The organism is Mycobacteroides saopaulense (genome assembly GCF_001456355.1).
Classification (GTDB): domain Bacteria; phylum Actinomycetota; class Actinomycetes; order Mycobacteriales; family Mycobacteriaceae; genus Mycobacterium; species Mycobacterium saopaulense.
Map to the genome: position 1 here is coordinate 593,287 of NZ_CP010271.1, position 20,956 is coordinate 614,242.

21 protein-coding genes and 1 pseudogene are annotated in these 20,956 nt (G+C 65.8%); 15 read left to right on the forward strand and 7 right to left on the reverse strand.

Annotated features, from left to right (window positions below; translation table 11 throughout):
- Nucleotides 1-50 precede the first annotated feature (50 nt).
- Both MYCSP_RS02995 and purD read left to right on the forward strand, forming a co-directional pair.
- Nucleotides 51-680 (forward strand): TetR/AcrR family transcriptional regulator, encoded by a 630-nt coding sequence (locus MYCSP_RS02995; RefSeq protein ID WP_083017919.1) that lies wholly within the window; start codon nt 51-53, stop codon nt 678-680.
- Nucleotides 681-733: 53 nt separating this feature from the next.
- Entirely contained in the window at nt 734-1,993 is a 1,260-nt protein-coding gene (purD, locus tag MYCSP_RS03000; protein ID WP_083018015.1) for a phosphoribosylamine--glycine ligase, read from the forward strand.
- Nucleotides 1,994-2,011: 18 nt separating this feature from the next.
- On the opposite strand, the gene MYCSP_RS03005 is transcribed toward purD, so the two are convergent.
- Both MYCSP_RS03005 and MYCSP_RS03010 read right to left on the reverse strand, forming a co-directional pair.
- A complete protein-coding gene (locus MYCSP_RS03005; RefSeq protein WP_070913177.1) occupies nt 2,012-2,821 on the reverse strand; it encodes an alpha/beta hydrolase in 810 nt (269 codons plus the stop codon).
- 95 nt (nt 2,822-2,916) lie between these two features.
- The gene (locus MYCSP_RS03010; protein ID WP_083336275.1) at nt 2,917-3,723 is read right to left on the reverse strand and encodes an alpha/beta hydrolase; all 807 of its coding nucleotides are present in this window, start codon (nt 3,721-3,723) and stop codon (nt 2,917-2,919) included.
- Between MYCSP_RS03010 and MYCSP_RS03015 the strand changes: the two genes are divergently transcribed.
- From MYCSP_RS03015 to MYCSP_RS03030, 4 genes and pseudogenes are all read left to right on the forward strand, one after another.
- Nucleotides 3,722-4,921 (forward strand): pyridoxal phosphate-dependent aminotransferase, encoded by a 1,200-nt coding sequence (locus MYCSP_RS03015; protein WP_070913175.1) that lies wholly within the window; start codon nt 3,722-3,724, stop codon nt 4,919-4,921. The two genes, MYCSP_RS03010 and MYCSP_RS03015, sit on opposite strands and share 2 nt — an antisense overlap.
- Nucleotides 4,922-5,005: 84 nt before the next feature.
- Nucleotides 5,006-5,677 carry a TetR/AcrR family transcriptional regulator gene (locus MYCSP_RS03020; RefSeq protein ID WP_083336264.1) on the forward strand — a complete coding sequence of 224 codons (672 nt, stop codon included), beginning with the start codon at nt 5,006-5,008 and terminating at the stop codon, nt 5,675-5,677.
- 53 nt (nt 5,678-5,730) lie between these two features.
- Nucleotides 5,731-7,149, forward strand: a complete 1,419-nt coding sequence (gene purB / locus MYCSP_RS03025; protein WP_070913173.1) for an adenylosuccinate lyase — start codon at nt 5,731-5,733, stop codon at nt 7,147-7,149.
- Between the two features lie 3 nt (nt 7,150-7,152).
- A pseudogene (locus tag MYCSP_RS03030) lies at nt 7,153-7,356 on the forward strand (cytochrome P450); the annotation flags it as partial.
- Nucleotides 7,357-7,393: 37 nt separating this feature from the next.
- Here the strand turns inward: MYCSP_RS03030 and MYCSP_RS03035 are convergent.
- A complete protein-coding gene (locus MYCSP_RS03035) occupies nt 7,394-8,044 on the reverse strand; it encodes a hypothetical protein (protein WP_088413148.1) in 651 nt (216 codons plus the stop codon).
- Between the two features lie 18 nt (nt 8,045-8,062).
- Between MYCSP_RS03035 and MYCSP_RS03040 the strand changes: the two genes are divergently transcribed.
- The 3 genes from MYCSP_RS03040 to MYCSP_RS03050 are packed head-to-tail and all read left to right on the forward strand — an operon-like array spanning nt 8,063 to nt 11,899.
- Entirely contained in the window at nt 8,063-8,956 is an 894-nt protein-coding gene (locus MYCSP_RS03040; RefSeq protein ID WP_070913170.1) for a phosphoribosylaminoimidazolesuccinocarboxamide synthase, read from the forward strand.
- A complete protein-coding gene (locus MYCSP_RS03045; RefSeq protein WP_083017930.1) occupies nt 8,953-11,085 on the forward strand; it encodes a S9 family peptidase in 2,133 nt (710 codons plus the stop codon). Before MYCSP_RS03040 ends, MYCSP_RS03045 begins: the two co-directional genes overlap by 4 nt.
- Nucleotides 11,078-11,899: an SDR family oxidoreductase gene (locus MYCSP_RS03050; protein WP_088413149.1), complete on the forward strand. Its 822-nt coding sequence runs from the start codon at nt 11,078-11,080 to the stop codon at nt 11,897-11,899. Before MYCSP_RS03045 ends, MYCSP_RS03050 begins: the two co-directional genes overlap by 8 nt.
- On the opposite strand, the gene MYCSP_RS03055 is transcribed toward MYCSP_RS03050, so the two are convergent.
- Nucleotides 11,892-13,295 carry a sugar porter family MFS transporter gene (locus MYCSP_RS03055; protein ID WP_083017934.1) on the reverse strand — a complete coding sequence of 468 codons (1,404 nt, stop codon included), beginning with the start codon at nt 13,293-13,295 and terminating at the stop codon, nt 11,892-11,894. The genes MYCSP_RS03050 and MYCSP_RS03055 overlap by 8 nt on opposite strands.
- Before the next feature lie 69 nt (nt 13,296-13,364).
- On the opposite strand from MYCSP_RS03055, the gene MYCSP_RS03060 reads away from it, so the two are divergent.
- The 3 genes from MYCSP_RS03060 (at nt 13,365) to MYCSP_RS03070 (ending at nt 16,482) form a co-directional block, all read left to right on the forward strand.
- Nucleotides 13,365-13,853, forward strand: a complete 489-nt coding sequence (locus MYCSP_RS03060) for a glutathione peroxidase (protein WP_083017936.1) — start codon at nt 13,365-13,367, stop codon at nt 13,851-13,853.
- An 84-nt stretch (nt 13,854-13,937) separates the two neighbouring features.
- Nucleotides 13,938-14,642: a DUF2334 domain-containing protein gene (locus MYCSP_RS03065; protein WP_088413150.1), complete on the forward strand. Its 705-nt coding sequence runs from the start codon at nt 13,938-13,940 to the stop codon at nt 14,640-14,642.
- Nucleotides 14,643-14,823: 181 nt separating this feature from the next.
- Complete coding sequence (locus tag MYCSP_RS03070) at nt 14,824-16,482, forward strand: FAD-binding dehydrogenase (protein WP_088413151.1); 1,659 nt, start codon at nt 14,824-14,826, stop codon at nt 16,480-16,482.
- A gap of 84 nt (nt 16,483-16,566) precedes the next feature.
- Here the strand turns inward: MYCSP_RS03070 and MYCSP_RS03075 are convergent, their stop codons facing one another.
- Nucleotides 16,567-17,205: an MBL fold metallo-hydrolase gene (locus MYCSP_RS03075; protein WP_088413152.1), complete on the reverse strand. Its 639-nt coding sequence runs from the start codon at nt 17,203-17,205 to the stop codon at nt 16,567-16,569.
- A gap of 50 nt (nt 17,206-17,255) precedes the next feature.
- Between MYCSP_RS03075 and purS the strand changes: the two genes are divergently transcribed.
- The 3 genes from purS (at nt 17,256) to MYCSP_RS03090 (ending at nt 19,019) form a co-directional block, all read left to right on the forward strand.
- Nucleotides 17,256-17,492, forward strand: a complete 237-nt coding sequence (gene purS / locus MYCSP_RS03080) for a phosphoribosylformylglycinamidine synthase subunit PurS (RefSeq protein ID WP_070913160.1) — start codon at nt 17,256-17,258, stop codon at nt 17,490-17,492.
- Nucleotides 17,489-18,163, forward strand: coding sequence for a phosphoribosylformylglycinamidine synthase subunit PurQ (gene purQ, locus MYCSP_RS03085; RefSeq protein ID WP_083017940.1), 675 nt, complete (start codon nt 17,489-17,491; stop codon nt 18,161-18,163). The genes purS and purQ overlap by 4 nt, the downstream gene beginning before the upstream one ends.
- 220 nt (nt 18,164-18,383) lie before the next feature.
- Nucleotides 18,384-19,019, forward strand: coding sequence for a hypothetical protein (locus MYCSP_RS03090; protein ID WP_157886143.1), 636 nt, complete (start codon nt 18,384-18,386; stop codon nt 19,017-19,019).
- Nucleotides 19,020-19,114: 95 nt separating this feature from the next.
- Here MYCSP_RS03090 and MYCSP_RS03095 read toward each other — a convergent pair whose 3' ends face one another.
- Nucleotides 19,115-19,912: a family 1 encapsulin nanocompartment shell protein gene (locus tag MYCSP_RS03095; protein ID WP_070913156.1), complete on the reverse strand. Its 798-nt coding sequence runs from the start codon at nt 19,910-19,912 to the stop codon at nt 19,115-19,117.
- A complete protein-coding gene (locus tag MYCSP_RS03100) occupies nt 19,909-20,916 on the reverse strand; it encodes a Dyp-type peroxidase (RefSeq protein ID WP_088413154.1) in 1,008 nt (335 codons plus the stop codon). The genes MYCSP_RS03095 and MYCSP_RS03100 overlap by 4 nt, the downstream gene beginning before the upstream one ends.
- Between the last annotated feature and the right edge of the window lie 40 nt (nt 20,917-20,956).

Genomic DNA, 20,956 nt, shown 5'->3' on the forward strand with positions numbered 1-20,956 from the left:
TTGGGGGATAGGCCCAGTCTAGAAAAGATGGCAACCGATCACAATCCTTAGTGACCTGGTCCAAGGTGATCTACGGTGACCTTGTGAGCCCCACCCAGGCCGAGCGCCGCGAGTCGACCATCGCCAGACTGCTCGATTCCGGTATCGACACCATCGCCGAGCTGGGATATTCGCGTGCCTCGGTGCAAAAGATCGCCGGGCGTGCGGGATTGTCCTATGGGGCACTTTTCCGGCACTTTCCCACCGTCGGAGACTTCATGGCCGAGGTGGCGCGCGAGACCTTGCGCCGCCAGTTGGCGACGGTGCGGGCCCGATTCGACGCGGCGGGGGATCGTCTCGCCGAATTCGAGGACGTGATGGTCGTGATGCGCGCTCTGAAGGAAGAGCCCATCAACGCGGTGCTCTACGAGCTCATGGTGGCTGCACGCACCGATGAGCAGTTGCGGCAGACGTTGCAGATCGCGGTGGCCGAGTACGGCGCTCAGATGGTTGCGCTGGCGCGGTCGGTGCCGGGCACCGACCGGCTGTCCGAAGCCGAGCTGATCACGCTGGTCTTCATGATCACCGACATGTTCGACGGGGAGGCGTTGGTCAAGACGCTGCGTCCCTACCCGGAGCTTGTCGCCGGGCGCGACGAGCTACTTGCCAAGCTCCTGCGGGGATACCGCCCGGATGCCTAGCCTGCCCCGTCGCCGGGGCTGCCCTGACCGATAGGGTCTGGGGCATGGAGTCCTTGCGTGTCCTCATTATTGGATCCGGTGGCCGTGAGCACGCTTTGGCGATAGCCCTGAAGCGCGACCCCCACGTCGACTATCTGGCGATAGCTCCGGGCAATGCGGGAACCGGCGCCGTGGCCGAACAGCACGCGGTCGACATCGGGTCCGGTGCCGAGGTGGTGGCCCTGGCCACCAAGCTGAATGTGGATCTGGTCGTCATCGGTCCCGAGGTGCCCTTGGTGCTGGGCGTTGGCGACGCGGTCCGCGCTGCGGGTATCGCGTGCTTCGGTCCGTCGGCCGACGCCGCGCGCATCGAGGGTTCCAAGGCATTCGCCAAAGACGTGATGACTGCGGCCGGGGTGCGCACCGCACGCAGTGAGATTGTCGATAACCCAGCGCATCTGGATGCTGCGCTGGATAGATTCGCCGGCGAGCCGGCCTGGGTGGTCAAGGATGACGGGCTGGCCGCGGGCAAGGGTGTGGTTGTCACCGACGATCGTGCCGCCGCGCGTGCCCATGCCGCGAGCCTGCTCGACGACGGACATCCGGTCCTGTTGGAGTCTTTCCTCGACGGGCCCGAGGTCTCGCTGCTGTGCATCGTGGACGGCGAGACGGTGGTGCCGCTGTTGCCGGCCCAGGACCACAAGCGGGTGGGCGATGGTGACACCGGCCCGAACACCGGAGGCATGGGCGCCTACAGCCCGCTGCCTTGGCTGCCCGAGGCGACCGTCGCCGAGATCGTCGACACCATCGTCAAACCCGTTGCCGCTGAGCTCGTCAAGCGCGGCAGCACCTTCACGGGAGTCTTGTACGCGGGGCTGGCCATCACTTCGAACGGGCCCTCCGTCGTCGAATTCAACTGCCGTTTCGGTGATCCCGAGACCCAGGCGGTGCTGGCTCTGCTGGAGTCGCCGTTGGGGCAACTGTTGAATGCCGCTGCCACCGGGACGCTGCAGGACTTCGGCGCGCTGCGCTGGCAGGACGGCAGCGCCGTCACCGTGGTGCTGGCTGCGGAGAACTACCCGCTGCGTCCGCGCACCGGCGACGTGATCACCGGCTCCGAGGCCGAGGGCGTGCTGCATGCCGGCACCGCCCGCCGTGAGGATGGCGCCGTGGTGTCGTCCGGCGGACGTGTGCTGTCCGTCGTCGGTACCGGTGCTGATCTGGAGGCCGCACGTGCCGATGCCTACGCCAAGATCGAGGCGATTCGGTTGCCGGGCAGCCACTTCCGTAGCGATATCGGACTGGCCGCCGCCGAGGGGCGCATCAGCATCTAGGGGGATGACGAGGGGGAGCTACCCAGCCAGAATTGGCGCGATCCAGCCCAGTGCGAGCGGCACCTGCGACAGCCAATACCCGCCCTCGTGCGCGCCCGGACCGAACTCTCCGGCCGGCGGTGCCGCCAGCTGCTCGGCGAAAACCTTACTGGCGGTGTAGAACCTGTCGTCGTAGCCGGATGACACCCACACCGGCATACTGTTGAGCTGAGGAAGCCCGAAAACCGTGTTCTGGTCCCAGTTTTCCTCGTTGTCAAAGGCGTCGGCAGTGGCCTCGGGGTAGGACAGCCATATCGAGGGGCTCACGGCGGCGACGGCTGCCGTGCGGGGCCCGCCGAGACGAGCGGCGTTGAGGAGGGCGCCGTAACCGCCCGCGGACCATCCCATGAAGGCGACGCGAGAAATGTCGAGCCCTTCCTGCTCCGCGAGCATCGGCAGGAACTCGTCGATGATCATGGCTCCGGGGTCGTCGCCGTTCTCGTGCGGATGCCAGTAGCTGTTGCCGCCGTCGATCGCGGCGACGGCGAAGGGCGGGGCCCCCGCCGCCACCAAGTCGCCGAGCATCCGCTCATAGCCCCAGTAGATGGTGCGGTCGGCGTTCTCGTCCCGGCCGTGCAACATGATCACCGGTCGTACCGGCCAGTCGACTCCCGGGGGTCTGGCTACCTTCCATCCGGTGGGAACGCCTCCCCGGGCCTGGGAGATGAAGGACCCGCTGGTGACATCGGCGGCGGCTCGGGCGGGTGCCGCGAGAGAGGGGAGAAGCGCGGCGCCTGCTCCGAGCGCGGTGCCCAGTTGCAGCAGGCGACGTCGACTCATTTCGGTCACCCGCTCGATAATGCCAGCGGATGGCAAACCCGTCGAGGTTGTTGGCTACCCGTTCATCGGGAACGAGAGCCCTGCCAGCTTCTTGGGCAGCTGACCTATGCGGTGAGTATCGGTGACATCCATGCCAGTTCCGCGCCGATTTGCGAGCTCCAGAAGGAACCGTCGTGACCGCCGGGGCTGAACCCGCCCGCGGGAGGCGTCGGAAGCTGGGCGATGAACTGCTTGGTGGCGCTGTAGAACGGATCGCTGTCGCCGCAGTCGATGCGCAACGGGATGGAGTTCAGCGCGGCGAGCCCCCATACCGAGTTGGCGGCGTAGTCCTCGGCACCGTCGAAGGCGCCCGGGGCGGCCGCACCCGAGGAGGTCCACAGCGCCGGGCTGACGGCGGTGATCGCGGCGGTGCGGCCCGCGCCCAGACGCGAGCCCAGCAGCATGGCGCCGTACCCGCCCATCGACCATCCCAGGAACGCGACGCGCGAGGTATCCAGTCCCTGTTCGGCCAGCAGTGGGATGAATTCGCTCAGCACCATGGCGCCGGAATCTTCACCCGAGGCCCGCTTGTGCCAGTAGCCGCCACCGCCGTCGACACTGGCCAGGGCGAACGGTTTGGCGCCCGCGGCCACCGCCTGCGCCAGCATGTTCTCCACCCCGCCCTCCATCACACCGGCAGCCGTCTGACCCTTGCCGTGCAGCGCGATGATGGGCCGGATGGGTCCGGTCACGCCTGGTGGCCGGGCGATACGCCATTCGGTGCGGACCCCGCCGCGCGCCGCCGAGACAAACGAACCGGCGGCGATGGCACCGTCGGCACGGGCCGGGAAAGCCCCGCTTCCGAGCAGTGCGGCGCCGGCACCGGTGGCGGCGCCGAGCTTGAGTAGTGAGCGTCGGGACAGATCACGCATGTCGACCATCATGCCGGGCGGGTCCGCTACCGTCGCAGCCGTGGTAGGTCTCTCGCGTCGATCGGACGTTCCGCCGTTCTACGTCATGGATGTGCTGACGGCGGCATCCGCGCGTCAACGTACGCACGGGGACATGATTTCCCTGGCCGCCGGGCAGCCGTCGACGGGTGCGCCCGCGGTGGTCCTCGACGCGGTGCGGGAGGCGCTCGGCACGCAGGTGCTGGGCTATACCGAAACACTCGGACTGCCCGAACTGCGTGCGGCGATCGCCGAGTACCACCACGAGCGTTCCGGTATCGAGGTAAGCGCGGACGACGTCGTCGTCACCACGGGGTCCTCGGGCGGATTCACGCTGCTGTTCCTGGCCGCCTTCGATGTGGGGGACACCGTGGTGATGGCCCGGCCCGGATACCCCGCGTATCGCAATTGTCTTGCTGCACTGGGGTGTCGGGTTGTCGAAATCGACTGCGGGCTCCAGACGCGCTATCAGCCGACGGTGGCGATGCTGGAGGCTGTTTTGCAGGCAGACGGCCGGGCCCCCGCCGGACTCATCGTGGCCAGCCCTGCCAACCCCACCGGCACCATCATCGATGCGACCGAGCTGGAGGCCATCGCGTTGTGGTGCGAGGCCAATGGCACCCTGCTGATCTCCGACGAGATCTACCACGGTTTGTCCTATGGGGACCAAAAGACCTCCAGTGCATGGGAATTCAGTCGCGAAGCGGTCGTGATGGGCTCGGTGTCCAAGTATTTCTCGATGACGGGCTGGCGACTGGGCTGGATGCTGGTGCCGCGCAGGTTCTTGCGTGCCGTCGACCGGTTGTCGTCCAACTTCACGATCTGTCCGCCGGCGGTCTCCCAATACGGCGCGCTGGCGGCGTTCAGCACCGAGGCGCGCGCCGAGCTCGACGGGCACGTACGCCGGTATGCGGCGAACCGAACACTGCTCATCGACGGCCTCGAGTCCGTGGGTATCACCAAGATCGCCCCGCCCGACGGCGCGTTCTATGCGTATGCCGATATCGAGCATCTGACCGATAACGCCGAACACTGGTGTGCGGACTTGTTGGCGCGCACGGGGGTAGCGATAGCGCCCGGTATCGACTTCGACACCGTGCACGGCCACCGCACCATCCGGATGAGCTTCGCGGGAAGTTCGGACGCGATCGAGGAGGCATTACGGAGGCTGGGGTCATGACTGGGCAGGGCTGACGCCAACTGCTTGCATGAGATAGCGCAAAACGCCCGTGGGGACGCGTCGCTGCTGGCAGCATGACATGGCGTGACAGTCAGGCAGCAGACGGAGGTGTTCCCCGACGGGAGCGCCGTGCACCGTCCGCAGGCCACTCCCAAGGGGGAACGGCGGCGGCGGGCGTTGATCAGTGCTGCCGCTGACCTCTTGCGGGACAATGGTATTGATGCGGTACGGCACCGCGCGGTCGCGCAGCGCGCGGGGCTGCCTCTGGCATCGACCACCTACTATTTCTCCTCGCTGGAGGACCTCATCGCGCGCGCCGTCGAGCATGCGGGCACCCATGAGCTGGAACAGATCCAGGAACGGCTGTCGTTGGTGCAGTACCGGCGCCGCGGGGCCGCGGCCACCGCAGAGGCCGTCGTGGACCTGCTGTTCGGTACGCCGGACTTCGGCGGCGGGGAACAGCTGGTCTCGCGATACGAGCGTGAACTGGCCTGTAGCCGCCACCCAGAACTGCGCGAGGTGCAGCAGCGGCTGCGCGAACAACGCGACGACGCCGTGGCCCAGGTGGTGCGCCGGTCTGGTCGGTCTATCGACAACGACCATGTCGCGGTGCTGATTTCGACGGTCGACGGGGCGATGGTGGGAGCGCTCACCGAGGCCGCGACCAGTCCGCAGGCAACGGCGACGGCCATGTTGGTGGACGTCATCGACGTGCTTGCTCCCCTGGAAGCAGAGCAGCTGGCGGAGTCGATTTAGGCCGATGAGCCTGTTGGGCGAAGAGTGTTTATCCGCCCCCATAGACTCTAGTCGTGCAAATCCCTAACGTTCTGGCATCTCGGTACGCGAGCGGCACCATGGCTGCGCTGTGGTCACCGCAGTCAAAGGTGGTGCTGGAGCGCCAGTTGTGGATCGCGGTGCTGCGTGCGCAACGCGATCTGGGCATCGATGTTCCCGACGGTGTCATCGAGGACTACGAGCGTGTGGTCGAGAACGTCGACCTGGATTCGATCGCGGCCCGCGAGCGTGTCACCCGTCACGATGTGAAAGCCCGCATCGAGGAGTTCAACGCGCTGGCCGGGCATGAGCAGATCCACAAGGGCATGACCAGCCGCGATCTCACCGAGAACGTGGAGCAGCTGCAGATCCGCCGTTCGCTGGAGTACGTGCACGCCCATGGTGTCGCGGTGGCGGCGCGGCTTGCCCGTCATGCCGTCGAGTACCGGGACGTGGTGATGGCCGGGCGCAGTCACAACGTGGCCGCGCAGGCAACCACACTGGGTAAGCGGTTCGCCTCGGCGGCCGATGAGACGCTGATCGCGTTGACCCGGCTGCGGGAGCTCCTCGATCGCTACCCGCTGCGCGGGATCAAGGGCCCGATGGGCACCGGGCAGGACATGCTGGATCTGCTGGACGGGGATACCGCGAAGCTGGCCGAGTTGGAGGAGCGTGTTGCGGGCTTCCTCGGCTTTTCCACGACCCTGACCAGCGTCGGCCAGGTGTACCCGCGCTCGCTGGACCACGATGTGGTGTCGGCGCTGGTGCAGCTCGGCGCCGGTCCGTCCTCGCTGGCGCACACCATCCGGCTGATGGCCGGGCACGAGCTGGTCACCGAGGGCTTCGCACCCGGGCAGGTGGGCAGCTCGGCGATGCCGCACAAGATGAACACCCGCAGCTGCGAACGCGTCAACGGTCTGCAGGTGATCCTGCGCGGATACGGTTCCATGGCTGCGGAACTGGCTGGCGCGCAATGGAACGAAGGCGATGTGTTCTGTTCGGTGGTGCGCCGTGTGGCGCTGCCCGACGCCTTCTTCGCCATCGACGGGATGATCGAGACCTTTCTGACTGTGCTCGACGAGTTCGGTGCGTATCCGGCGGTGATCGACCGTGAGCTGCGCCGTTACCTGCCGTTCCTGGCGACCACCAAGGTGCTGATGGCGGCGGTGCGTGCCGGAGTCGGCCGCGAGGAAGCCCACGAGGTCATCAAGGAGCACGCCGTCGCGACGGCGCTCGCCATGCGTGAAAAGGGTGCGGAGCCAAATCTTTTGGGTCTGCTGGCCGACGATCCGCGGCTGCCGTTGGACACCGATGCCTTGGAGGCCGCGCTCGCCGACCGGGCCTCCTTCACCGGAGCTGCCGCCGATCAGGTGGATCGGGTGGTCGCCGCGGTCTCCGAACTCGTCGATGCCTACCCTGAAGCCGCTGCGTACAACCCGGGTGCGATTCTGTAAACCATGGGCCTCGATGGGGTGGACCTGACCGACCTGGACAACTTCGCCGGCGGGTTCCCTCACGGCCTGTTCGCGCTACATCGGCGCGAGGCGCCGGTGTACTGGTACGAGCCCACCGAGAACACCCCCGACAACGAGGGCTTCTGGTCGGTGGCCACCTATGCGGAAACCCTTGAGGTGCTGCGTGATCCGGTGACCTATTCGTCACATGGTCCTCACGGCGAGATGACGTCTATGCGGGCGTTTAGGTGGAACCGCCGGCCTGAGTGTCATCTCGGCGCCAGGTGCGCGGCGCGCTGATGCCCGAGGCTTTCAATTCGATGGCGGCCAGGCCGCGTATCGCGGGGATGTTCTGTGAGCGCCACGCCGCGACCGGATCCGGGGTGACCACCGCCAGCTTCTTCAATGGTCGGTTGGCTAGCGCCCGCAGCGCCAACAGCTGCTCACCGGCGGGCGTGGCCGCCAGCTGTACCGCCACCAGCTTGCGGCGAAAGAACCTGATCCGCAAAAAGATCCAGGGGCCCGCGAATGCCAGGATAGGCGGTGCGGCGACGGCAATCGCCAACACGATCGCCAGCCAGGTCGCGGTGGTGTCCAGGTTGTGGCCGGCGCCGGCCAGATCGGCGGCCGCCTCGCTGGCGGCGCGCAGCGGTCCACCCACCTTGTCGCCCACCAACGGAATCCTGTGCGCGCTGTCGCCGGCGGAGTTCAGATTGTCCGAAATACCGTCGGCGCCGTCCTTCACCTGACGGCCAACCTCGGCGATCGTGGCCACCGCCGCGTGCACAGCAAGTCCGACGAACACCCAGATCGTGGTCCAGATCGCGACCGCTACGTCGCTGAACAACTGACCGAGCAACCGTCCCGGTCGGGTCGAGTAGGGCAGGAATCGCATGAATCGTAGGATGGCACGATGCGTCCTTCGCTGTCCGATTACCAGCATGTGGCCAGCGGAAAGGTCCGTGAGCTGTACCGAGTCGACGACGAGCACCTGTTGTTCGTCGCCACCGACCGAATTTCCGCATTCGATTTCGTGCTCGATACGCCGATACCTGACAAGGGGCGCATCCTCACCGCGATGAGTGTGTTCTTCTTCGGGCTGTTGACCGTGCCGAATCATCTGGCCGGCCCGCCCGACGACCCGCGCATTCCCGACGAGGTATTGGGTAGGGCGCTGCTCGTGCGGCGGCTCGACATGCTTCCCGTCGAGTGTGTGGCGCGTGGATACCTCACCGGATCAGGACTGCTGGATTACCAGCGCACCGGTGCGGTGTGCGGCCATGTGCTGCCGCAGGGGCTCGGCGAGGCCAGCCGTCTGGATCCGCCGTTGTTCACCCCGGCCACCAAGGCCGAGATCGGTGAGCACGATATGAACGTGGACTTCGCGGCGGTGGTGGATCTGGTGGGCGGCGTGCGTGCCAACCAGCTGCGCGACGAGACCATCAAGATCTACACCCGGGCAGCGGCCCACGCGCTGCACAAGGGAATCATTCTGGCCGACACCAAGTTCGAATTCGGTGTCGACATCGAGGGCACCCTGGTGCTGGCCGACGAGGTGTTCACCCCTGACTCTTCCCGCTACTGGGATGCCGCCAACTATCAGGCCGGTGTGGTGCAGGACAGCTTCGACAAGCAGTTCGTGCGCAATTGGCTCACCGGGCCGGAATCGGGATGGGATCGTGCGTCGGATACTCCGCCGCCGCCCTTGCCCGATGCGGTGGCGGTTGCCACTCGCGAACGTTATATCGAGGCATATGAACGTATTTCGGGGCTGAGCTTCGCCGATTGGATCGGCCCGTCGGCGTGAGCGGGCCGGTACGCCCGCCCACCGCGAACCGCATCGAAACTCTCCGCGAGTATCACGGGGATACCTTCGTCGACCCGTATGAATGGATGCGGGAGAAGGAAAGTCCCGCGGTCATCGCGCACCTGGAGGCCGAGAACGCCTACGTCGACGACCAACTCGGACACCTGGAAGGTTTGCGCACCAGCATCTTCGGTGAGATCAAGTCGCGCACCAAGGAGACGGACCTTTCGATCCCCACGCGGATGGGCCGATGGTGGTATTACGCCCGGAGCTTCGAGGGCAAGCAGTACGGGGTTCATTGCCGTTGCCCGATAGGCGATCCGGACGATTGGACGCCGCCGACTCTGGATCATGATGTTCCCGGGGAGCAGATCCTGCTCGACGGGAACCTCGAAGCTGAGGGCCACGACTTCTTTTCCCTCGGTGCCGCGACCGTCAGCCCGGACGGCAATACCCTGGCCTACTCGGTAGACGTCGTCGGCCACGAGATGTACACACTGCGGTTCAAGGACCTGCGTACTGGCGAGATGTACCCGGACGAGATCGCCGATATCGGTGCGGGTGCCACGTGGGCGATGGACAGCCGCACCCTGTACTACCCAGTGATCGATGAAGCGTTCCGGCCCTATGCCATTCGCAGGTACACGCTGGGCAGCGGTGCCGAACCTGTCGAGGTCTTTTCGGAGCCCGACGAGCGATTTTGGATCGGCGTGGGTCGCACCCGCAGCGACCGCCTTGTCGCCATCAGCGTGCATTCCTCGGTCACCTCCGAGATCTTGATCGGCGACGCCGCCGATCCTGCCGCGAGCTTCTCGCCGGTCTGGTTGCGCCGCACCGGTGTCGAATACACCGTCGATCACATCGTGGTGGGTGGCGAGGATCGGCTTCTCGTCCTACACAACGACGGCGCGGTGAACTTCGCGCTTGCTGACCTGCCGTTCGCCGCGGTGGCGGAAGGGCCCGCCGACCCGGCGCTGGCTCGTACCCTGATCCCGCACCGCGACGATGTGCGGCTCGATGGTGTGGAGGCGTTCGCCGAACGTTTCGTGATCGGTTATCGCCGGGAAGCGCTGCCGCGCATTCAGGTATGGCCGATCACGTCCGACGGCTACGGCGCGCCCCAGGAGGTGGAGTTCGACTCCGAACTCATGCTGTCGGGCCTGGGAGACAACCCTGAATGGAACTCGCCGCTGCTGCGGGTGGGCTGCACCTCCTTCATCACCCCGACGCGGGTCTACGACCTTGACGTTCATACCGGGGAGCGCAGGCTGCTCAAGGAGCAGCCGGTTCTGGGTGGTTACCGCCGCGAGGAATATGTCGAGCGGCGCGAATGGGCGGTCGCCGAGGACGGGACCCGGATACCGCTCTCGGTGGTGCACCGCAGGGACGTTCAGTCACCGTGCCCAACTGTGTTGTACGGGTACGGCGCCTACGAGATGTGCGAGGACCCGCAGTTCAGCATCGGAAGGCTCTCGCTGTTGGACAGGGGAGTGGTCTTCGTCATCGCCCACGTCCGCGGCGGTGGCGAGATGGGTCGTCTCTGGTACGAGGACGGCAAGATGCTGCACAAGAAGCACAGCTTCACCGACTTCGTCGCGGCGGCAAGACACTTGGTGGATGCCGGCGTCGCACTGCCGGATCGACTGGTGGCCTGGGGAGGCAGCGCGGGCGGCCTGCTGGTGGGCGCGGCGGTGAATCTGGCGCCCGAGCTTTTCGCCGGGGTGTTGGCACAGGTTCCTTTCGTGGACCCCGTCACCACCATCTGCGATCCGTCGCTGCCGCTCACCGTCACCGAGTGGGACGAATGGGGAAACCCCTTGGAAGACAAGGATGTCTACGAGTACATCAAGTCCTACTCGCCGTACGAGAACATCCGCGCGACCGCGTACCCCACCATCCTCGCGATGACCTCGCTGCATGACTCGCGGGTGCTGTACGTCGAACCCGCCAAATGGGTCGCAGAGCTGCGACACACCACCACCGGCGAGCGCCCCATCCTGCTGCGCACCGAGATGACGGCCGGGCACGGCGGCATCAGTGGACGTTACGAACGCTGGAAGGAAACCGCCTTCCAGTTCGCCTGGGTGCTCGGTGTCCTCGGTGCCGAGGGAGGGAAGTCAGATGTCTGATGAGGTCGTCGTCGTCACCGGTGTCGGCGGCATGGGCAAGGTCATCGCGCGTCGTCAGGGCCTCGGCAAGACCCTTCTGCTCGCCGACTACAACGAGCAGGGGCTACAGGCGGTCGTCGCTGAGCTGAAGGCCGACGGGCACAACGTCATCGGGCACCGTGTCGATGTCTCCTCACGGGAGTCGGTCTCGGAGCTCGTGGCGGCCGCAGCGGCGCTGGGCCGAGTCACTCAGGTGGCGCACACCGCCGGCCTTTCGCCGGCGCAGGCGCCGGCGTCGGCGATCCTGGCAGTCGATCTGGTCGGGGTTGCCCTGGTGTTGGAGGAGTTCGGCACGATCATCGCCGCGGGTGGAGCGGGTGTGGTGATCGCCAGCATGGCGGGCCACATGCCGATGGAACTGAGCGCCGACCAAGAACGGGAACTGGCCACCGTCGGCGCCGAGGATCTGCTCGCCCTGCCATACGTCGCGAGCATCGAGTATCCGGCGGTGGCATACCAATTATCCAAGCGTGCCAACCACATTCGTGTGCGTTCGGCCGCTCGCCACTGGGGTTCGCGCGGAGCCCGCATCAACTCGATAAGTCCGGGCGTGGTGTCCACCAAGATGGGGCACCAGGAACTGGCCTCGGAGACAGGCGCCGTCACGAAGGCGCTGATCGAGGGTTCGGCGTCCAGACGGATCGGCACCTCCGACGATATCGCGGCGGTCACCGCATTCCTGCTCGGGCCCGAGGCGTCCTACATTACCGGGACCGATCTGTTGGTCGACGGTGGAGTGATCGCCTCGGTACGGTCCGGTCAGCTGTTCAGCTGATGACCGAATCCATGTCCTCCAGTGTTCGGCCCTTGGTTTCGTTCACCCACCGAGCCACGAACACCAGGGACAGCACCGCGCAGATGGCGTAGAACCCGTAGGCAATTCCCAATGAGTCGCGCAGCGCGGGGAAGCTGACGGTCACCAGCCAGTTGGCGGCCCAGTTCCCCGCCGTGGCCACACCCATGGCGGCGGCGCGGATCCGGTTGGGGAAGATCTCGCCGAGCAGCACCCAGACCACCGGACCCCAGGACATTCCGAACGCCACCACAAACAGGTTGGCGGCGACCAGCGCAACCGGACCGGCCACGGGCCCCAGGTGTGGCTTGCCGTCCACCATGGCAGCGGAACTGAAGACGATCGCCATGGTGCCCAGGGTCGCGGCCATCCCCGCAGAACCGATGAGCAACAAGGGCTTGCGGCCTACCCGGTCGATCAGGGCGATGGCCACCAGTGTGGTGGCGATGTTCGTGATCGAGGTGATGACCGTGATGGTGAAGGACGAACTCTCGCCGAATCCGACGGCCTGCCACAGCACATTGGAGTAGTAGAAGATCACGTTGATGCCCACCAACTGCTGAAACACCGCTAGCGCCACACCAACCCACACGATGGCGTACAAGCCGCCGGAGGGCTTGCGCAGATCGCGCCACGAGGGCGCGGTGCTCTGATCGAGTGTCTCTTGAATCCTGGTGATCGTGATGTCCAGGTTCTTCTGTCCGAGAAGCGTCCTGAGCACCGTGCGCGCTTCGGGAATGCGATGCGTGGCAACGAGGTAACGGGGCGACTCCGGGATGGTGAAGGCCAGCGCCCCATAGACCAGTGCCGGTAGCGCCATCGCCAGAAACATCCAGCGCCAGGCGGGCAGCCCCAGCCACAGTTCGCCGCGGGAGCCGCCGGCGAGATGCGCCAGTAGCCAGTCGACGGTCAGCGACAGGAAGATTCCCGTGACGATCGCCAGTTGCTGCAGGGAACCCAGCCGGCCGCGGATGTTCGACGGGGAGGTCTCGGCGATGTACGCCGGCGCGATGAGCGACGCCACGCCCACCCCCACACCGCCGATCACGCGGAAGACGACGAGCAGCTCGATGTTCGGTGACAGCCCGGCGCCCACCGCGCTCAGCAGGAACAGGGCGGCAGCGATCTTCATGACCGCCACCCGTCCGATCCGGTCCGCGACGCGTCCGGCCGTCATGGCGCCGAGGGCAGCACCCAGGAGCGCCGAGGCGACCGCGAACCCCAACTCGGCGTCACGGATGGCGAACTGGTCCTGAACTGCCTGTACCGCGCCGTTGATGACGGCGCTGTCGTATCCGAAGAGGAGCCCTCCCAACGCAGCCACCGACGCGATCCGCAGGGCACTGCGGCCAGAGGAGAATTCGTCCTCCTCGCTCATAAAAAACCTCCCGCAACGTTGCGTAATGTCCGAACAGTCAACCATTGCACCACCGGTACCGTGGTCGGCATGACCGATCTCGCCTCCATCCCGTTGACCGCCCTGGACGGCTCGGAGCTGTCACTGTCCGAATACGCCGGCCGCGCCGTGCTGGTGGTCAACGTCGCGTCCAAATGCGGCCTGACCCCGCAGTACGCGGCATTGGAGAAGCTGGCCACCGACTACGCCGACCGCGGTTTGACGGTGCTCGGGGTGCCCTGTAACCAGTTCATGGGCCAGGAGCCGGGCACGGCGGAAGAAATTCAGACGTTCTGTTCCACCACCTACGGCGTGAGTTTCCCGCTGCTGGAGAAGACCGACGTCAACGGCGAGAGCAGGCATCCGCTGTACGTCGAGCTCACCAAGACCGCGGATGCCACGGGCGCCGCCGGGGACGTGCAGTGGAACTTCGAGAAGTTCTTGATCGCACGGGATGGCTCGGTGACCAACAGATTCCGGCCGACGACGGTGCCGGACGCTCCCGAGGTGATCGCGGCCATCGAGAAGGAGCTGGGGTAGCGCCTTCGGCGTGGTGCTCGAGCGTTCTTTTCGATGCGGGGTGTCTGACACCTTGCGTACATCTGACGTTGCCACACTGGCGGCATGGCAGGACAGCTGCTGGTATCGGTATCGGGAATCTGCGACCGCACTCTCGACGAGATCGCTGTGTTCACTGAGGAAATGGACAAGCGGTCGATCCCGCTGTCGTTCTTGGTGGCTCCTCGATTGAAGGGCAAGTACCGACTGGTCGAGGACCAGCCAACGGTCGATTGGCTGGCCGCGCGGCGCTCACGGGGCGATGCGATCGTCTTGCACGGCTACGACCAGGCCGCGACCAAGAAGCGCCGCGAGGAGTTCGCCGCCCTGCCCGGGCATGAGGCCAACCTGCGTCTGATGGCAGCAGACCGCGTGATGGAGCAGACCGGGTTGCGCACGCGACTGTTCGCCGCGCCCGGTTGGATGGCCTCCACCGGTGCCATTGAGATGTTGCCGCGCAACGGTTTCCGCTTGAACATCGGGCTCTCCGAGATCACCGACCTGGTACGCGGCACCTCGGTGCGCGCGCGGGTGCTGGGTATCGGCGAGGGATTTCTCTCCGAGCCGTGGTGGTGCCGGATGCTGGTGCTGTCGGCGGCGCGCACTGCCCGTCGTGACGGTGTGGTGCGGGTGGCCATCTCGGCGAAGCACTTGCGTAAGCCCGGCCCCCGCCAGGCGATGATCGACGCCATCGATCTCGCGCTGCTGCACGGGTCGGCACCGGGTGTCTACGAGTGGTTGCCCAAGCAGGTATTGCACAGCGTAGCTTAGAGTTTAATGTTTTGCTGTATCCCCTAGGTGTGGGCTTGTGTCCGCGATCCTTCGGGTGCGGTAGAGCCTCTTACTAGCTCCCCGTCGGCACCGTCAAAGGGCAGTATGGCCATGGCTTTGTGCTTTCACCGCAAGGAAGTTGGACCTTTTAATCGTCAATCGTCCCCGCTACGGTGAACCGGTGGGTGACACGAGTACCGATGTCATTGTCGTGGGCGCGGGTTTGGCAGGGTTGGTAGCGACCTGCGAATTGGTGGATCGTGGCAAGAGCGTCATCATCGTCGAGCAGGAAAACGCCGCCAATCTGGGCGGTCAGGCCTATTGGTCGTTCGGTGGCCTGTTCTTTGTCAACAGCCCCGAACAGCGCCGCCTGGGGATCAAGGATTCCCATGAATTGGCCCTGCAGGACTGGCTCGGCACCGCCGGATTCGACCGGCCGGAGGACCACTGGCCGCGCCAATGGGCGCACGCATACGTGGATTTCGCGGCGGGGGAGAAGCGAAGCTGGTTACGTGCCAGGGGATTACAGACTTTTCCTGTGGTGGCTTGGGCCGAGCGCGGCGGCAAGGATGCACTGGGGCCGGGCAACTCTGTCCCGCGGTTCCACATCACCTGGGGTACCGGTCCGGGCCTGGTGGAAATCTTCGCGCGGCGGGTGTTGGCCGCCGTCGACCGCGGCCAGGTACGCATCGCCTACCGGCATCAGGTCGACGAGCTGATCGTCGATCAGGGTGCCGCCGTGGGCGTCCGCGGTCGGGTGCTGGAGCCGTCGACCGCCGTGCGTGGTGTCGCTTCTTCGCGAACCGCATTGGAGGAATTCGAGTTTCGTGCCCAGGCCGTGATCGTGACCAGTGGCGGAATCGGCGCAAATCATGATCTGGTGCGGGCGAACTGGCCCGAGCGGCTGGGTCGTGTTCCCTCCCAGCTGTTGACGGGCGTACCTGCCCATGTCGACGGCCGCATGCTCGGGATTTCCGTCGCCGCGGGCGCCCATCTCATCAACCGTGACCGCATGTGGCACTACACCGAGGGCATCACCAACTACGATCCGATCTGGCCGGGTCATGGGATCCGCATTCTGCCCGGTCCGTCATCGCTCTGGTTGGACGCCAACGGGTCTCGGGTTCCGGCGCCCCTGTTTCCCGGCTTCGACACCCTGGGCACGCTGGAGCACATCTGTCGCAGTGGACAGGATTATTCGTGGTTCATCTTGAACGCGCGGATCATCGCCAAGGAATTCGCGCTCTCGGGGCAGGAACAAAATCCCGACCTGACGGGCAAGGATGTGCGCGGGGTTTTGCGGCGCGGTAAGGCGGGTGCGCCTGCGCCCGTGCAGGCGTTCGTCGACAAGGGCGTCGACTTCGTCAGCGCCACCAATCTGCCCGATCTCGTCGCCAAGATGAACGCGCTGCCGGACGTCACGCCGCTGGACTACGCGACCATCGCCCAGCAGGTGACGGCGCGCGACCGCGAGGTGGCCAACCCGTTTGGCAAGGATCCGCAGATCGCCGCCATCCGCGCCGCGCGGGGCTACCTCGCCGACAGGCTCGTCCGGGTGGTGGCACCGCACCGGCTCACCGATCCCGCGGCGGGTCCGCTCATCGCGGTCAAGCTGCACATCCTGACGCGAAAGACGTTGGGCGGGCTGGAGACCGACCTCGACTCACGCGTTCTGCGTGCCGACGGAAGCTGCTTCGAAGGTTTGTATGCGGCCGGTGAGGTCGCCGGGTTCGGCGGCGGCGGCGTGCACGGCTATCGCGCGCTGGAGGGCACGTTCCTGGGTGGCTGCATCTTCAGTGGACGGGCCGCGGGCCGGGGCGCCGCCGAAGACATCGGCTAACCCTTATTCCGTCGACACGCCGCATTACGCAGGATTCGTATCGCACATGTTCGCCACGAGACGGCGTGTCGATGCCGGAAGGGGTCAGAACTGCACCGCGTCCTCGTGTGGCAGCACCTGGAAGTCGGCATCGGACATCTCGCGAAAACGTGTGTAGAAGAACGGGTATGCGGCTTCCTGCAGGATGCCCTGGTGAATCGGTACCGCGCGGGCGGGATGCACGGCGCGCAGGTACTCGATTGCCTCCGACACCTTCATCCACGGCGCCGCGGCAGGCAGGGCCAGCACGTCGACATCCTCGCCCGGGGCGAAGAGCGCATCGCCCGGATGCATGAGCCGCGCGGCATGCTCGCCGTCGCCGATCAGATACGAGGTGTTGTCGATCAGCGGGATTTCCGGATGGATCACCGCATGCTGCCCGCCGACCCCGCGCACGGTCAGCTCGGCGACGGTGAAGCTGTCACCGGCGTGCACCGCCTGCCAGGGCTCACCGAGCTGCGCCGCGGTCATCGGATCCGCGTAGAGCGCGGCCCCCGGATTCGCGTCGACCAGCGCGGGCAGCCGCTGAAGGTCCACGTGGTCGGGATGCTGATGGGTGATCAGGATGGCCGACAGACCGGTGATTCCCTCGAATCCGTGCGAGAAGTTGCCGGGATCGAACAGCAGGGTGGTGTTCCCGAAATCAGCCAGCAGGCACGAATGCCCGAAGTGGGTCAGCTGCATGAGGGGAGTCTAGGCGGGATGTGTCCGGGCACACACGGTAAAGTCAGGCCGTGGCCCGAGTCGTCGTAAACGTCATGCCGAAACCCGAGATCCTGGACCCGCAGGGACAAGCCATCGTGGGCGCGCTATCCCGCCTCGGCTATGCCAATGTGGCAGACGTCCGACAGGGCAAGCGCTTTGAACTTGAGTTCGACGGCGATATCTCCGACGACGCGTTGGAGTCGATCGCCGAAGCCCTGCTCGCCAACACCGTCATCGAGGACTGGGAAGTGGTGCGCGAGTCGTGAGCGCCCGCATCGGTGTCATCACCTTCCCCGGCACCCTCGATGACGTGGACGCCGCGCGGGCGGTGCGGCTCTCCGGTGCCGAGGCGGTCTCGCTGTGGCATGACGATGCCGACCTGAAGTCCGTCGACGCGGTGATCGTTCCGGGTGGTTTCTCCTATGGTGACTACTTGCGCGCCGGGGCCATCGCACGGTTCGCCCCCGTGATGCGCTCGGTGGTCGACGCCGCCGCACAGGGACTGCCAATCCTGGGTATTTGCAATGGTTTCCAGGTGTTGTGCGAGGCCGGGCTGTTGCCGGGCGCCCTGACGCGCAACGCCGGTCTGCACTTCGTGTGCCGCGATGTGTGGCTGGGCGTCGACGCCAACAGCACCGCGTGGTCGTCTCGATACGAGCAGGGCGCCGACATCCTGGTGCCGCTGAAATCCGGTGAGGGTCGCTATGTGGCCTCCGACGAGGTGCTCGACGAGCTTGAGGGCGAGGGGCGGGTGGTCTTCCGCTACCGGGAGAACCCGAACGGCTCGATGCGCGACATCGCCGGCATCGCCTCGGCCAACGGCCGCGTCGTGGGGCTCATGCCGCACCCGGAGCACGCGACGGAGCCGCTGACCGGGCCCAGCGACGACGGGCTCGGCATCTTCTACTCGGCGCTCGACGCCGTGCTCACTGCCTAAGTCGCCGTCCTCGGTCGGTATTTGCTGCCTATTCGGCATACCCGCCGCACCCTTCGCCCTCGTGCTGCGACGTGGTGTCATGCTGCCCGATGTAACCGCTCACCCCCTGATGGGCAATGGCAAAGCTTTCAGCTGCTGAAATACCGGGCGATGCCACTGCAGTTATGCCTATTGAACCTCCTCCAGCTATGCTCCCGGCAATTGAGGAGGGAGCATGTTCATGGGGCGGTCAGCAAGGGTCAACAGGTGGGGTGCGGCGCTTGTCGCGTCGGTTGTGGTCACGCTTGGCGGGTTCGCGGGCCCGGCCAAAGCAGAGAGCAGTCTGGCCGACAAGCCAAGCTCCGAGTTGATGTCTCTACTTCCAGACGACGCCATCCCGGCCGACTGGAAGGTGGAGAAGGACGATCTCGCCGGCGCAACCAGTAGTGGTGACCAGTTGTGTTACCAGGCCGGCGACGCGAATGGCGGCAAGGTCAACTTTGTGGTTCGTTTGCAAGCGTTGTCGCGCTGCACGGAATCGGTCGATGTCCTGTACGGCAAGGAGAACCCCGGGGTCGACATGATCGGCTGGGCCAGGTCCATTGCCCCGGCACAGGGCTTCAACACCCTGCAGACGGGCACCGCGTCGATGCAGGTTTCCTCCGCGCCCGGCCCGAATACGGCGCCATATCCGTCGGTCACGGCGCTGATGCGGCTTCCCGACATGGACCAGGAGATTCCGGGTCAGCTGGTGACCTGGGTACGAGTTCGTGGGCTGCTGGTTGTGGTGCGATCGTTCGCGTGGGATGCGGGGGAGGGGCGGGCCAGACTCGACCAGGTGGTGCATTCGGCGATCGGGAAACTCCAGGCCGCTTGATCTTCCCGTTGCCCACCTTCGAGCGACCAGCAGGATGACGAATTGTCTTGTCGCTCAAAGGTGAGCGTAAGCGTGTGTCCAGAGGCCGGGCTCGCCTAGGGCAGCAGCGCGACCGACGCCTCGGCGGTGTAGCTCAGGAACGTCAAGGTCTCCTGCAGGTACAGCTGCACGCTGTCGGCGTCATGGGACAGGTAGCCGATCGTGACATCGGTGCCCAGTTGCAGGTCGAAGTCGCCGCCGCGGCAGCTCAGCACGAACGCGCCATCGATCGCCGGTGCCCAGAGGATCTCCCCGGTGACGAGCCGGCGGAGGTGCTCTCGGATCGGGTACCCGCGATCGGAGGCCTCGCTGACCTTGGTGTACTCCTCGGCCGACAGCAGCACCGAATACGGGCCGTCGACACCGGCCAGTCGCAGCTCAGAGAGCGCCTGCGCGACGATGTCGGGATACTCGCGGACATCGGCGGGCAGCTTGAGTTCGGGGTTGGAGCTGGACTCCCGGATGCCGACGATCGACGCGGCGGGGTAGCCCTCGAAGATCGCGCGGTCTTCGGCGAAGGCCAGCTTCTTGGCGGCCTCCTTGACCGGATCCCAGTCGGAGTCCTGCGAGCCGCGCTCCACATCGTCGATGGCCGAACGGCTGATGGTGAACGGAACCCGCAGCCGCACAAGCGGTTTACTTTCTCGCAGGTGGGCCTGCACGCCTTCGGCGGGCGCCGCCACGTCCACCAGGTGCCCGGTGCTCACCGCCGCGCTGGTGGGACCGCCCGGCTCGCTGACGTCGACGACCCGGCGGCCTGCGATATGGCGCTTGAATGTTCGGCTGGCCTCGGTTTCGATCTCTGCCCATGCCTCGTCCGTGATGGGGGCGAGTTCGCGGTACAGGTTGTTCATGACGACGTTCCTTTCAGGCTGCCGATCGATAGGGACCCTGGGTATTGGGTGGATTTCGTGGCCGTATGGGTGGGTAGCGGCGGTGGTGCGTCGAGGAAGTCGGCCGACGGGGCGAAGAACAACCCACCGGTCACCGCGGTGGAGAAATCCAGGATGCGGTCGGTGTTCCCCACCGGGTCGCCGACAAACATGTTGTGCAGCATGCGTTCCGTGACATCCGGGGTGCGCGAGTACGCGATGTAATACGTACCGAATTCGGCCTTTCCGAGCTCTCCGAAGGGCATGTTCCGCCGGAGGATCTGCAGCTCGTTGCCTTCTTCGTCCTCGATGACGTTCAGTGCCACATGCGAATTCGGCGGTTTGACGGCATCGTCGAATTCGATGTCGTCGAGTTTGGTGCGCCCGATCACCTTCTCCTGCTCGTTGACGGTCAGGGCGCTCCAGGCCGCCATGTTGTGCAGGTACTTCTGCACGTGCACGTAACTGCCGCCGACGAAATCGGGGTCCTCGGCGCCGACCAGGGCGGCCGAGGCGGCCTCGTCGCCGTCGGGATTTTCGGTGCCGTCGACAAATCCCAGGAGGTCGCGGTTGTCGAAGTATTGGAAGCCGTGTACCTCGTCCGCGACGGTCACCGCGCCCGCCAGGGCGCTGATGATGCGGGTGGCCAGTTCGAAACACCGGTCCATGGTGGAGGCGCGGATATGAAACAACAGGTCGCCGGGCGTGGACGGTGCGACATGTCGGTCCCCGCGCACCTCCTGGAACGGCGACAGCCGCAGCGGGCGCGGGCCGGAGAAGAGTCGATCCCAGGCATCCGATCCGATTGCGGTGACCAGCGACAATCGGCGCGCCGGGTCGCGGAACCCGATGGCCTTCGCCAGTCCGGACAGCTCGGGCAGAGCGTCATGAATCGCCTGCTCGGAGCCCTCGTTGACGGTCACCACGAGGAATATGGCTGACGAGGACAGCGGTTCCAGGACGGCTTGTGGGACGGGATCGGGCACGCTTCGACCCTAGACTGAATCCGGTCAGCCATCATGGGAA

What these genes read in the sequence shown, in the direction of transcription:
- MYCSP_RS03015 (WP_070913175.1), top strand. Translation starts at nt 3,722, where the DNA reads ATGTCGACCATCATGCCGGGCGGGTCCGCTACCGTCGCAGCCGTGGTA.
- MYCSP_RS03010 (WP_083336275.1), bottom strand. Translation starts at nt 3,723, where the DNA reads ATGCGTGATCTGTCCCGACGCTCACTACTCAAGCTCGGCGCCGCCACC.
- MYCSP_RS03035 (WP_088413148.1), bottom strand. Translation starts at nt 8,044, where the DNA reads ATGCGATTCCTGCCCTACTCGACCCGACCGGGACGGTTGCTCGGTCAG.
- MYCSP_RS03040 (WP_070913170.1), top strand. Translation starts at nt 8,063, where the DNA reads ATGCGTCCTTCGCTGTCCGATTACCAGCATGTGGCCAGCGGAAAGGTC.
- MYCSP_RS03050 (WP_088413149.1), top strand. Translation starts at nt 11,078, where the DNA reads ATGTCTGATGAGGTCGTCGTCGTCACCGGTGTCGGCGGCATGGGCAAG.
- MYCSP_RS03055 (WP_083017934.1), bottom strand. Translation starts at nt 13,295, where the DNA reads ATGAGCGAGGAGGACGAATTCTCCTCTGGCCGCAGTGCCCTGCGGATC.
- MYCSP_RS03060 (WP_083017936.1), top strand. Translation starts at nt 13,365, where the DNA reads ATGACCGATCTCGCCTCCATCCCGTTGACCGCCCTGGACGGCTCGGAG.
- MYCSP_RS03065 (WP_088413150.1), top strand. Translation starts at nt 13,938, where the DNA reads ATGGCAGGACAGCTGCTGGTATCGGTATCGGGAATCTGCGACCGCACT.
- MYCSP_RS03075 (WP_088413152.1), bottom strand. Translation starts at nt 17,205, where the DNA reads ATGCAGCTGACCCACTTCGGGCATTCGTGCCTGCTGGCTGATTTCGGG.
- MYCSP_RS03090 (WP_157886143.1), top strand. Translation starts at nt 18,384, where the DNA reads ATGGGGCGGTCAGCAAGGGTCAACAGGTGGGGTGCGGCGCTTGTCGCG.
- MYCSP_RS03095 (WP_070913156.1), bottom strand. Translation starts at nt 19,912, where the DNA reads ATGAACAACCTGTACCGCGAACTCGCCCCCATCACGGACGAGGCATGG.